Genomic DNA, 10,919 nt, shown 5'->3' with positions numbered 1-10,919 from the left:
GCCCCCGCGCGGGCGGGCGCCTGAGCGCGGGGGGGCCTCTACCAGACCCACAGCGCGCGGCCGCCCCCCCACATCCAGGACCGCCGCACGACCCCCAACCGCAACAACAACCCCGCGAACACCACCCGCACCCCGACCTGCCGAATGCCGTGAAGGCCTCCTTGACGGCGCTGAGCGCCGCTAAGGAGGCCTTCACGGACTTCGGCCCGCGAGTGTCCTTTGTGGATTCACGGCGCGGGTGGCTCACCAGCCGGTCTGGCGTGGGGTCAGCGCGTCCTCGACGGCCGTCATCGCGGCGGCGTCCGGATTGTGGTAGGTGCGGACCATGTCCTTCGTCGTCGGGTACTGCTCGGGACGACGCGGCGGCACGCTCGTGACCAGCAACGTCTTCGCGGGCTCTTCCTCGAAGAACCGGGTGATCGCCAAACCGTTGCTCACCACGGCTTTCGTGCCGATTTCCACGGCGAGCGCCTGCCCGGCGCTTGCCTGCCAGCCGTGCTCCCACATGGGCGCCGCGAGCACGGGGACGAGCAGATGCGTGACCCCGGCCGCGATGAGGTGCCGCTGCCGTTCCTGGCGGCCGACGTCTTCGCAGATCTGCACGGCGAATCGCCCCGACCGTGCTTCGAGCAGGGTGATGACGGGATCGTGGGAGATGTATTCGTCGCGTTTGACGCCGCCGAGGTCGATACCGTACTCGGCCTGTTTCTCGGTGGTGAAACAGAAACCCGACAACTTGTCCTGGGTGAGGAAGGGTTCGAGCCAGCCGCCGCGGTGCAGGAGCACGGCGCGGTTCGGCGGGCGGCCGCTGACGGGCATCGGCCCGGCGGCGCGCACCGGGCCGGTCCCGAGCAGGAGCCAGGTGAGCGAGCTGTCTTCCGGCTGCGGTGTCGCCCTGAGCAGCTCGCGCCATTTTTCGAGCAGGCCGTCGTCGAGGCAGCCTTCGGGCAGGACGGCCAGCACGGCGCCGCTCTGGTCGAGGGCGGTCAGCGCCGCGCCCAGCCGCCCTTCGAGCCGGGCCGCCTCGGGTGCGGCGGTGTAGAACGCGCCTCCCGGTTTGTCGATCGTGTCCCAGCGGACGTCGGCTCGCTCGGCCAGGAGGGGCAGCTGGGCGACGGCAGGCGGTGGGGTGGGGGTGAGTTCGCGTTCGCCGTGACGAACCGGCGCCTTGGGCAGGTCGTAGAGGGTGTGGACGAAGCAGAGCTGAAGGTTCTCGCTCAGCTGGGACGGTATCCGCAGCATGTGCAGGAAGCCGTCGATCGAGTCCGGATCCTCGCCGGGGCGGTGCGCCGAGGATCGCCGGGGCAGCAGTATCCCGCTGCTCTGCTCGTTGAGCCGGCCCGTCATCTCCAGGCGTACCTGGAGGTAGTCGAGCGCGCGGGCGTCGAGGCTCGCCGTTTCCCCGACCGCGCCGAGCAGGGCGAGATCCAGGCCGAGCAGGATGCCGAACTGCTCCGGCTGGTCGATGGCGGGGGAGGATAGCCAGTGCTCGGCCAGGACGCCGGTCCGGCCGACCTCGGCGCAGACGTCGGCGGCCGTCTTCTGGACCTCCTTCAGCTCGGACCAGTCGCTGAGCAGATCCGCGGGGAGGTGGCGCAGCCGGTCGTAGAGGTTGACGAACGCGTCGGCGGGGTCCATACTTAACACTTCCTTGATTCACGGAGGTGGGCCTCATGCTCCCTACGGCGGAAGTCCTCGCGTCCGGGACGGGCCCGGACCCGGCGGTCGGCGACGGACGGGCGGGACTGCGCCGGGGTTTCGAGGTCTGGGCGGAGAAGCTCAAGGAGGAAACCGGCGAAGGGAAGGTGCTCGGCGAGCGCGCCGCCGTCGATCGATGGGCGGCCGCGGTAGGGCGATGGCTGGTCGACGCCGCTCTGCTGGCCGACATCTCCGCGCTGGAGTCCGCCCTGCGTGCCTTCCGGTCCGCCGCGACGCGATTGCAGCCGAACGGTGCGACGGCGCGTCTCGAGGCCGTGATCCTGGGGCTGGCCGAAGTCGCCCAGTCCGGCCTCGACCGGGCGGAGCAGGCGGCACTCGCCGACACGCTGGACCCGCGTTCCTGGGCGGCCAGGATGCTCGTGCTCGCGTACCGGGAACCGCACATCACCAGTGCCGACATCTGCCGCAGGCTCGACGTGCACGACGCGCAGATCAGCCGCAGCGGCAAAGCGCTCCTCGAACGCGGGCTCGTCGTCAAGACCCGCCATGGTCGTGCGAAAGGCTGGTATGTCACTCCGCGAGGTGAGGCTGTCGCCGCCCGGCTCGCCGAACGGGAAAGTGATTGACCTTTTCCCCTCGCCGTCGTTGCCCGGCGGATCGCCGGTTCGGTGTCCGCATCCGGAATCCACGCGCCCTCCCATTGCCTCAGCAATAGTCGTCCGGCGCCGGGCGATGGTTACGGCTTTCGCGCTATCGGCGTAACGGCGGGACGGATTCGCGGTGTTCAGGAACCGGTGGCGCTGGGCAACAGCGGCGGGCAGCCCGCGGTGACATAACCGGGGTCGTATTCGAAGTGCCAGGTTTCGTTCTCGTACCGGCGGCACCAGCCCAGCGCCCGCCCGTTCCGTTCCACCCAGGTCGACGCGGCGATCGGCTGGATATCCACCGCGATTCCCTTGACGTGATTGGATTTCTCCGGCGGGAGGACGTATTTGGCCGCCAGTTCCCGCGTGCCGAACCGCTGTACCGCGTCGTCGAACTCGCGCTGCTGCTGAGCCATGCTGCGTTTGCCGTCCATCAGGCACAACGTGGTTCCCTGGCTGTTCGCGGCGGCTCTCAGGCGGCTGAACGCTTCGCCGACGTCGGGCCGTAGCCCGGTCGGCGGCTCGTCGGCGTACCGCTTGTCCAGCGGGCACACCGTGCCGCCGTCCGGCCCGGGGATTCCCTCCCACAAGGGCGTGGCCTGCCCTGGCAGCGTCGTCGAACTCCACGGCGCGGCACCGCTGATGCCGAAGACGACCAGCGCCGCGAGCACCAGCGCGACGGCGAGTTCGGCCAGCGCGAGGATCGACCGCCCGCTTGTGGTCACGATGACACTTCCCCCATTCGGATGACAGGCTTTCCCGGTAGACGTGCGGTCCCGGGGAAGGTTGCGCGCCGGGGGCCTGATCACGATCGCGGCCGCCGGCGCGGGTAGTGGGTAATTCGGCCGTGGGTGACCGTCCGCCGATGCGGAATTCTCGACGCGCAACGCCGGTGCGGGAAGGAGTCGGGCATGACCACTGGTGCCTACCGGGTGCTGCCGTCCGAGGTCGGGGCGGTGGCGAAGACGGTCGAAGGAATCGGGGTGTCGCTGCTTTCGGCGACACGTGACCTGGAGTCGCTCGTGCTCGACGCGCTGTCGTTCGCCGGGATCGGCAGTGCCGTCGCGGCGGGGAACTCCGCGATGCACTCGCAGCTGGGGGCCGCGCTGGGCCGGTTCCTCCACCTCGTCCAGGAGGTGAACGGCAACGTCCAGGCGGCCGCGAACGCCTACGCCGACGCGGACGGGGCGGTGGCCGAAGGCTACGGCGGCAGGCGGGAAACGGCGCATGGCGGCGGCGCCGCGGCACCGGCTGCGGCCGCGCCGGGGCACCTGGACCCGCGGGTCGTCGACTCGATCATGCGGTCCGAGGGCGCGACCGGGGAACAGGGCGGCGTGCCGGAGGCCTACGGGTTCCGGCAGAACATGCACAACGGCTACGACCGGATCATGGCCGCCCGCCGGGAACACGGCATCGGCAGCCCGGAGGAACACGCCGTCGTGACCGAGCTGATGACGGCGAACGCCCGCCGGGCCGGGGCGCTGAACTTCACCGATCCCGGGACCCAGGCCGCGATCATGTCCGGCGCGCACATGCGCGGGGCCGGTGGCGTGCGCGCGATCCTGAACCACATGGCGGGCGCGGACGTCGTGCGCAGCGCGCGGGCCCTCGATGCCGGGACCGTCGGCTACGTGCGGGGGCTCACCCCCGAACAGTTCCAGCAGCAGTTCCACGACGCTCGCATCGAATACGACCGGCAGGTCTACGGCGACACGACGACCAGGCAGGGCGGGCACACCCAGAACTGGTGGGACCGGTACGGGAACGGCCTCGTCCGCCGCTACGACCGGGAGCAGAACGAGTTCCTCGGCCTGTCCCGGCCGGGGAACTGAGCCGATGACCGTGCGGCTCGATGTCCTTTGTGGATGGTGCGGGGGCCGGTGCCGGGCCAGGACGGACTGGAAGACGCGCGTGCAGCGGGCGGTGTCCACTTCCTTCTGGCAGGCGAACCCGGCGGAGGCCAGGATCTCTCCCGTGCCCGTCGCGCCGGGTTTGGACAACTTCCGGCGATAGCCGGTCCGGGCTCACGGGGACGGGTGACGGCGCGCCGTTTGTACGTCCTTTGTATCCCGTGGCGTGATCCTCTGTGCTATCCGATCCCGGAGAGTGGAGGACAGCGATGCTCACCAAGGCCGCCGTGCTGACGGCGCTCACCGCCGCGGCGCTCGCCGTGGCCGTACCGGTGCAGGCCGGCGCGGCCACGGCTGCGCTGCCCGCGGCGGCTCTGCCTTCGACAAACATGGAGGCCGTGCTCAAGGCGGCGCAGATCGACCCCCGCCGCGCGGACAGCACCCAGACCCCTGGCGCGCACGACAGCGTCCTGCTCGTGGAGCAGGCATTGCAGGCGAAGGGCCTGCTGGACGCGAAGTACGTCGACGGCTACTTCGGCACCACCACGATCACGGCGTACTCGCAGTACCAGAAGTCGTTGGGGTACACCGGAATCGACGCGTCGGGCCTGCCAGGCAAGACCTCGCTGGAGAAGCTGGGTGACGGCCGGTTCACGGTGTCGGGCGTGGTCTCGGCGGGCAGCCACGTGACCTACCACGGCGTCACGCTCAACACACGCACGAAGGCCATGCTGGTGGAGGCCGAGAAGAAGCTCGGTTACCAGGTCAGCCTGACGCAGGGCTCGTACAACCCGGGCGGCGTGGACGCTTCGGCGGGCACGCACGACGGCGGCGGCGCGATGGACATCTCGGTGTCGGGCATGTCGACCGCCACCCGCACGACCGTGGTGAAGACGCTGCGCCAGGTCGGGTTCGCGGCGTGGCTGCGCACCCCGGCGCAGGGCTTCGCGTACCACATCCACGCGATGGCGATCTCCGACCCGGACCTCTCCTCGGGTGCCCAGCACCAGACGGGCGACTACTACCTGGGCATGAACGGGCTGGCGGGGCGCGGCGCGGACGACGGCCCGTCGGTCCCGAAGGTGACGTGGGAGGAGTACCAGCGCGGCTGACCGCCCGCGCGCCGGGTCCCGGACGCACGTCCCCGCGTCCGGGCCCCGGCGACGTCACTGCCCGGGGTGCGTGCTCCCGGACGGAGCCGCCAGCTTGGCGAGGATCCGGTCCAGCTCGGCCTGTTCGCCCGGCTCCAGCGCGAGCAGCTCGGCGGGCGGCTCGTTGAGAATCCGCTCCGCGCTGGCGACAACGGCGAGGCCGTCCTTCGTGATGGTCACGATCTTCCGGCGGCGGTCGGCGGGGGAGACGGTGCGCTCGACCAGCCCGCGCTCCTCCAGATCGTCCACGATCAAGGTCGTGTACGGCTTGTCGGTGGACAGCCGCTCGGTGAGTTCGGTCATGGTCAGCGCGCCACGCGCCACCTGGCGCAACGCCTTGATCCGGATGAAGCTCATGCCCAGTTCGGCGACCACGCGGGGCCGCCGGTCGTGGGAGTCCAGCACGAGCGCGCGCATTCGCTGCCAGCTGCGTCTCGCGCTTTCGCTCATCGGGTGGTCACCGCGCTCCTGGGCTCGGGATCGAGGGATGCTGCCGTCGCCGCGGACGCGGTACGCCGCGCCCATCGGCCGGTGGTGAGGATACCCAAGCCGAGCACGACGGCCCCGCACCCGGCCATCACCCACCAGCCCGCCGCGCCGGCGCCGCCGAGCACGGCCACCCCGAGCGAGGTCCCGACCTGACGGCTGGTCGTGGCGACCGCGGCGGCGACACCCGCCTGTTCGCGGGGCATCCCGGACACCGCGGTGTTCGTGATCGGCGCGTTGAGCATGCCGAACCCGATCCCGAAGATCGCGTAGGCGAGGACGAGGACGGGAACCGGGGTGCCCGGCACGACGGTGGTCAGCAGGACCGCGCTCGCGGTGAGGCCGACGCCCGCGACGATCAGTGGCAGGCGTGGCCCCCTGGTGCCGACGATCCGCCCGGACACCGGCGCCAGCACTCCGGCCAGCACCGCCATCGGCAGCGTCAGCAGCCCGGCGTGCAGCGGGCTGAAGCCGCGGACCTGTTGCAGGTAAAGCGAATTGAGGAACAGGAACCCGGCGAGTCCCATGAAACCGCAGATCGCGATGACCGTGGCGCCGGAGAACGGCACGCTCCGGAAGAACCGCAGCTCCAGCAAGGGTTCGGCGCGGCGCCGCTCGTAGCCGAGGATGCCGAGCAGGGCGAGCGCGGCCACCACGAAGCAGCCGACGATCCACGGCGAGACCCAGCCGAGATGCGGGCCTTCGATGATGCCGAAGGTCAGGCTGCCCAGCAGCGCGATCACCAGCACCTGGCCGACCGGGTCGAGCCGCCGGGGCCGGGCGGCCTTCGATTCGGGGACGAACAGCGCGGTGAGCACGATCGCCGCCACGCCGATCGGCACGTTGACCAGGAAGACCGCGCGCCAGCCCGCCGCCGCGACGAGCGCGCCGCCCAGCACCGGCCCCAGCGCCATGCTCAGCCCGATCACCCCGCCCCACAGCCCGATCGCCTGAGCGCGTTCGCGGGGGATGGTGAAGGTGTTGGTGATGATCGACATGGCGACCGGGTTCATCATCGACCCGCCCACCGCCTGCGCGATCCGGAACACGATGAGCCAGCCGGTACCCGGCGCGACGCTGCACAGCAACGAGCCGAGCGTGAACAGCGCCAGCCCGGTCTGGAACGTGCGGCGCCTGCCCAGCCGGTCGCCGGTGGACCCGGCGAGCATCAGCAGGCTGGCCAGCGTGATCGTGTAGGCGTCGATCGTCCACTGCAGACCCGTCACCGAGGAACCGAGGTCGTGCTGGATGTCCGGCAGGGCCAGCATCACGATCGTCGTGTCCAGTCCCACGATGAACAGCGACAGACTGCAGATGCCCAGCACCAGGAACCGGCGGGCACGGCTCAGCTCGGTCATCACGCTCCATTGGTTATAGAAGTACAATAGTGTTGAGACTATAACCAATCGGACCGGCCGTGCCGGTGACTTCGCTCACGTTCCGTCGCGTCGTCCACAGTGGACAAAGGACGTGAAGGCCTCCTTCGCAGCGGTGAGCGCTGTGAAGGAGGCCTTCACGGACCTACGGGTGGCGTCGTGGCGTCAGATCGAGTAGTCCACGTTGGCCAGCAGGGCGTTGGGCCGGGCCTGTACCCGGACCTCGACGTTCGACGCGGTGTTCGACGGCCACTTGACCGTGCCCGATCCGGACTGTCCACAACCGACGGACTGCCACTTGTCCGGGTTGCGGGCCTTGCCCATCCGCGCCTCGACGCACGCGTACTGGTTCGTGCCCGACTGCACGTTCCAGGTGACCTTGAGCTTGCCCTTCCAGCCGCTCGCGGGGCTGGTGTAGGAGCACTGCTTGGACACCGGGCCCCACTTCATCAGCGCGCCGGACGCGGTGCCCTGGCACATGCTGCTGGCGTTCAGTTCCGCGGCGGAGGCGGAGGTGGCGGTGAAACCGGCCGACAGGGCCGACATCGCCAGGGTCGCCGTCACGGCGGCGACGACGCGGCCGCGCTTCGTCGACTTCGTTTCGCTCATGTGGACACTCAGACTTTCTCGTTCGTGTGACTCGTGATCAACGGGCCGGACCGGGTTCCGGACGGCCACGGGCGGGCCGCGTAGCCTGGCCACCCGGTCCGGCCGCCGGGAAACCCCCGCGGCTCGGCCGGAGCCGGGGGCCCGCGGTTGCCGAGGCCAGCATCACCCGGTGGAAGCGCTGTCCGGGAGGCCCGGACGGAAGTTCGGACAAGGGGAGACGTGGCGGACGAAGTGGTTCCCGGCGCGTGCCGGGAGCGACAGGAGGTGATCGCGCAGTTCGCGGCGGAGTTGCGCGAGTTGCGGGCGGGCGCGGGCGATCCGTCGTTCCGGAAGATGGCCGAGGCGTCCGACTTCGTCTCGCGGACGACACTGCACGAGGCGGCGCAGGGCAGCCGGATGCCGTCGTGGGAGACGACGCGGGAATTCGTCCGGGTCTGCGGGGGCGACGAGGCCGAGTGGAAGGCCCGCTGGCAACGCGTCAAGGACGGTCCGGAAGCCGATGAACCACCGGCACCCGAGCCCGGAGCGCCGGCGCGACGGACCTGGTCGACCCGCGGCGTGGTGCTGCTGGCGAGTGTGGCCGGCCTGCTGTGTGCCGCACTCACGGCCGTGGTCCTCGTCGCGATCAGGCCGTCCGCCCCGTCCGCCCCGTCCGCGCCGGAGCAGCAGCAGGACTCGCCGGGGCCGCTGATCCCCGGCGACGTCAGCCGGTTCGTCGTCGACGTGAACTACCCGGACGGCTCGACCGTCCGGACCGGCGAGAAGTTCACCAAGGTCTGGGAGATCGAGAACGCCGGGACCGCGGCCTGGCACGACCGCTACCTGCAACGCCGGGAACTGCCCGTCGACCCCGGGGACTGCGTGACCCCGGAACGCACCCCGGTCGGGGACGTGCTGCCCAACGAACGCGTGAAGATCATGATCCAGGTCACCGCGCCACCACAGCCCAAACAGTGCACTGTGAGCTTCAAGATGGTCGACGGCTCCGGGAAGTCGTTCTTCCCCACCGCCCGGCCGGTGTACCTGTCGGTGAACGTCGCCGGGGCCTGATCCCGCCCGGCGGCGAGAATCCGTTGGTATCCGGCAGTTTTGCCACCCGTGCCGGATGTGCGGACTCCCTACGCTCGGGGACAGAGCGCGCGATTCGCCGCTCCTGTCCCGGAAAGTAAGGGGAATCGGTGTACGCACAGGTCGTGTTGTTCGACGGATTCGACCCGCTGGACGTGATCGCGCCGTTCGAGGTGCTGATCGCGGGCGGAATGGCCATCGGCGGTGAGCTGACGGTGGAACTGGTGTCGGCCGAGGGGCCGCGTGAGGTCGTCGGCGGCGCGGGCGGGCTGAGCCTGCGCGCCACCGCGGCCCTGGACCCGGACCGCGCCGATATCGTGCTCGTGCCCGGTGCGTCGGGCCCGCTCGAGGACACCGAGGACTCGGGCGCCGACACCATCCCCGTCCTGCTGGCGCGGACTCTGGAAACCGAGCTGCCCGGGTTGCTGGCCCGCGCACTGCGGGATCCGGGCGTCCTCGTCGCGACGGTGTGCGGTGGTTCGCTCGTGCTGGGCATGGCGGGGCTCATCGAGGGACGGCACGCCGTCACTCATCATCTGGGCCTGGACGCGCTCGCCGCCACCGGCGCGCACGTGATCGACGCCCGGGTCGTCGACGACGGCGACCTGATCAGCGCCGGCGGTGTGACCTCCGGCCTCGACCTGGGGCTGTACCTGCTGGAGCGCGAGCTCGGCCCGCGCGTCGCCCGGTCGGTGGAGCAGTTGTTCGCCTGCGAACGTCGTGGCACCGTCTGGCGTGGTGAGGGGCTCGAACCCCGGACCACGTTCGGCGCCGTGGCGGCCGCGGCGGGTGCGGCATGAGCGTGACCGGAAGGTGGCAGCTGGACATCCGCACGCCGATCGGACGGCAGACCGGCGTGCTGGAACTCACCGAGACCGGGAGCGGCCTCGCCGGGGTCGCCCGCGGCGAGACCGGCGACGTCGCCCTGCGCGACATCGTGCTCGACGGCGACCGGCTGACCTGGGCACAGTCGATCACCCGCCCGATGAAACTGGATCTGCGATTCGACGTCCTCGTCACCGGCGACACGCTGTCCGGCACGGCCAAGGCCGGACGGCTGCCCGCGTCGAAGGTGACCGGCACCCGCATCTCCGGCCACCCGGAAAGCGCCAGCGGCACATGACCTTCCGGTCGCTGCTGCGGGTACTGGGTGAGGCCGTCGTGCTGCCCTTGGCCACGTTCGCGATCCTGAGCGCGGCACGAGTGCCGGAGGTGTGGGCACTGGTCGGCTCGGCCATGACGTCGATCCTGGTCGTGGCCGGCCGCTACCGCCGGACCGGCACCGTCTCCACGCTCGGGCTGATCATGCTGGCCCGGTTCGCGGCGGGCCTCGCCGTCGCGCTCGGCACCGGGGACGCGACGCTCACCCTCGCCAAGGACCCGGCGTTCACCGCACTGGTCGCCTGCGGAGCACTCGGCACCCTGTTCGCGGGCCTGCCGCTGACCGCGCGCATCCGCCGGGAACTGGCTGCCCATCCGGCGGCCTTCGACGAACTGTGGCGTGACGGCCCCGGATATCGCCGCCTCCATCGGCGACTGACCGTGCTGTGGGCCGCGGGGCTCCTGCTGGAGTCCGCGGCCGGGTTCGCCATCGTGTACACAGTGGACTTCACCGGCGCTGTCGTGCTCACCCGCCTGCTCGGCCCCGGGGTGTTGATCGCGCTGAGCGCCTGGACCGCCTATCGCGACGCCGACGCCGTCCGGGACCGCGTCACCGTGGCGGCGCCGCGTCCGTCCACATCGGACCCGATGCCGGAACGCGGCTGACGCCCCCGGCGACAGTGCCGCCGAACGGGTCCGCTATAGTTCTCCCCGTTGCCGACGGCACGCGCGATTAGCTCAGCGGGAGAGCGCTTCCCTGACACGGAAGAGGTCACTGGTTCAATCCCAGTATCGCGCACGACTCGGGTTTTGCTGTTCAAGGGGCGTCGTGGCCGACGCCCCTTTCCCGTGCTCGTCGTGCGTGCTGACCCGGGGGGGGGGGGGGGGGGCCCCGCCCCCCCCCCCCCCCGCGCCACTGGCACGCTCTCGATTGAGGGAGGGGTCTCTCTCTGGGTGGGTCTCTGTGTGTGTGTG

At 70.8% G+C, this 10,919-nt stretch carries 13 protein-coding genes and 1 tRNA gene; 9 read left to right on the top strand and 5 right to left on the bottom strand.

Going from position 1 to position 10,919, the window contains the following annotated elements; all coding sequences use genetic code 11:
• Nucleotides 1-243: 243 nt before the first annotated feature.
• Nucleotides 244-1,638: a hypothetical protein gene (locus tag ACFWX1_RS20920; protein ID WP_378389658.1), complete on the bottom strand. Its 1,395-nt coding sequence runs from the start codon at nt 1,636-1,638 to the stop codon at nt 244-246.
• Nucleotides 1,639-1,673: 35 nt separating this feature from the next.
• Here ACFWX1_RS20920 and ACFWX1_RS20915 point away from each other — a divergent pair, with 35 nt between their 5' ends.
• A complete protein-coding gene (locus ACFWX1_RS20915; protein ID WP_378389656.1) occupies nt 1,674-2,285 on the top strand; it encodes a MarR family transcriptional regulator in 612 nt (203 codons plus the stop codon).
• 158 nt (nt 2,286-2,443) lie between these two features.
• On the opposite strand, the gene ACFWX1_RS20910 is transcribed toward ACFWX1_RS20915, so the two are convergent.
• Nucleotides 2,444-3,028: a D-alanyl-D-alanine carboxypeptidase family protein gene (locus ACFWX1_RS20910; protein WP_378389654.1), complete on the bottom strand. Its 585-nt coding sequence runs from the start codon at nt 3,026-3,028 to the stop codon at nt 2,444-2,446.
• A 186-nt stretch (nt 3,029-3,214) separates the two neighbouring features.
• Between ACFWX1_RS20910 and ACFWX1_RS20905 the strand changes: the two genes are divergently transcribed.
• The 3 genes from ACFWX1_RS20905 to ACFWX1_RS20895 all read left to right on the top strand — a co-directional run bounded on the left by ACFWX1_RS20905 (nt 3,215) and on the right by ACFWX1_RS20895 (nt 5,265).
• Nucleotides 3,215-4,135 (top strand): hypothetical protein, encoded by a 921-nt coding sequence (locus ACFWX1_RS20905; protein WP_378389652.1) that lies wholly within the window; start codon nt 3,215-3,217, stop codon nt 4,133-4,135.
• Nucleotides 4,136-4,139: 4 nt separating this feature from the next.
• Nucleotides 4,140-4,316, top strand: coding sequence for a hypothetical protein (locus ACFWX1_RS20900; RefSeq protein ID WP_378389650.1), 177 nt, complete (start codon nt 4,140-4,142; stop codon nt 4,314-4,316).
• A gap of 106 nt (nt 4,317-4,422) precedes the next feature.
• Nucleotides 4,423-5,265, top strand: coding sequence for a peptidoglycan-binding protein (locus ACFWX1_RS20895; RefSeq protein ID WP_378389649.1), 843 nt, complete (start codon nt 4,423-4,425; stop codon nt 5,263-5,265).
• A 54-nt stretch (nt 5,266-5,319) separates the two neighbouring features.
• Here ACFWX1_RS20895 and ACFWX1_RS20890 read toward each other — a convergent pair whose 3' ends face one another.
• The 3 genes from ACFWX1_RS20890 to ACFWX1_RS20880 all read right to left on the bottom strand — a co-directional run bounded on the left by ACFWX1_RS20890 (nt 5,320) and on the right by ACFWX1_RS20880 (nt 7,775).
• Nucleotides 5,320-5,754: a MarR family winged helix-turn-helix transcriptional regulator gene (locus ACFWX1_RS20890; RefSeq protein WP_378389647.1), complete on the bottom strand. Its 435-nt coding sequence runs from the start codon at nt 5,752-5,754 to the stop codon at nt 5,320-5,322.
• Nucleotides 5,751-7,148, bottom strand: coding sequence for a DHA2 family efflux MFS transporter permease subunit (locus ACFWX1_RS20885; RefSeq protein ID WP_378389645.1), 1,398 nt, complete (start codon nt 7,146-7,148; stop codon nt 5,751-5,753). The genes ACFWX1_RS20890 and ACFWX1_RS20885 overlap by 4 nt, the downstream gene beginning before the upstream one ends.
• 183 nt (nt 7,149-7,331) lie before the next feature.
• Nucleotides 7,332-7,775 carry a hypothetical protein gene (locus tag ACFWX1_RS20880; RefSeq protein ID WP_378389643.1) on the bottom strand — a complete coding sequence of 148 codons (444 nt, stop codon included), beginning with the start codon at nt 7,773-7,775 and terminating at the stop codon, nt 7,332-7,334.
• A 219-nt stretch (nt 7,776-7,994) separates the two neighbouring features.
• Here ACFWX1_RS20880 and ACFWX1_RS20875 point away from each other — a divergent pair, with 219 nt between their 5' ends.
• The 5 genes from ACFWX1_RS20875 (at nt 7,995) to ACFWX1_RS20855 (ending at nt 10,743) form a co-directional block, all read left to right on the top strand.
• On the top strand, nt 7,995-8,825 hold the full coding sequence (locus ACFWX1_RS20875; protein WP_378389641.1) for an NBR1-Ig-like domain-containing protein: 831 nt from the start codon (nt 7,995-7,997) through the stop codon (nt 8,823-8,825).
• Between the two features lie 128 nt (nt 8,826-8,953).
• A complete protein-coding gene (locus tag ACFWX1_RS20870) occupies nt 8,954-9,643 on the top strand; it encodes a DJ-1/PfpI family protein (RefSeq protein ID WP_378389639.1) in 690 nt (229 codons plus the stop codon).
• A complete protein-coding gene (locus ACFWX1_RS20865) occupies nt 9,640-9,966 on the top strand; it encodes a hypothetical protein (RefSeq protein WP_378389637.1) in 327 nt (108 codons plus the stop codon). The genes ACFWX1_RS20870 and ACFWX1_RS20865 overlap by 4 nt, the downstream gene beginning before the upstream one ends.
• On the top strand, nt 9,963-10,610 hold the full coding sequence (locus tag ACFWX1_RS20860; protein WP_378389635.1) for a VC0807 family protein: 648 nt from the start codon (nt 9,963-9,965) through the stop codon (nt 10,608-10,610). The genes ACFWX1_RS20865 and ACFWX1_RS20860 overlap by 4 nt, the downstream gene beginning before the upstream one ends.
• 61 nt (nt 10,611-10,671) lie before the next feature.
• A tRNA-Val gene (locus ACFWX1_RS20855) sits at nt 10,672-10,743 on the top strand.
• Nucleotides 10,744-10,919 lie beyond the last annotated feature (176 nt).

The sequence above is a fragment of the Amycolatopsis sp. NPDC059021 genome, assembly GCF_042739895.1.
Lineage (GTDB): Bacteria > Actinomycetota > Actinomycetes > Mycobacteriales > Pseudonocardiaceae > Amycolatopsis.
The sequence above is the reverse complement of the archived record's forward strand: the minus strand, read 5'-3'. Positions and strand labels throughout refer to the sequence as shown.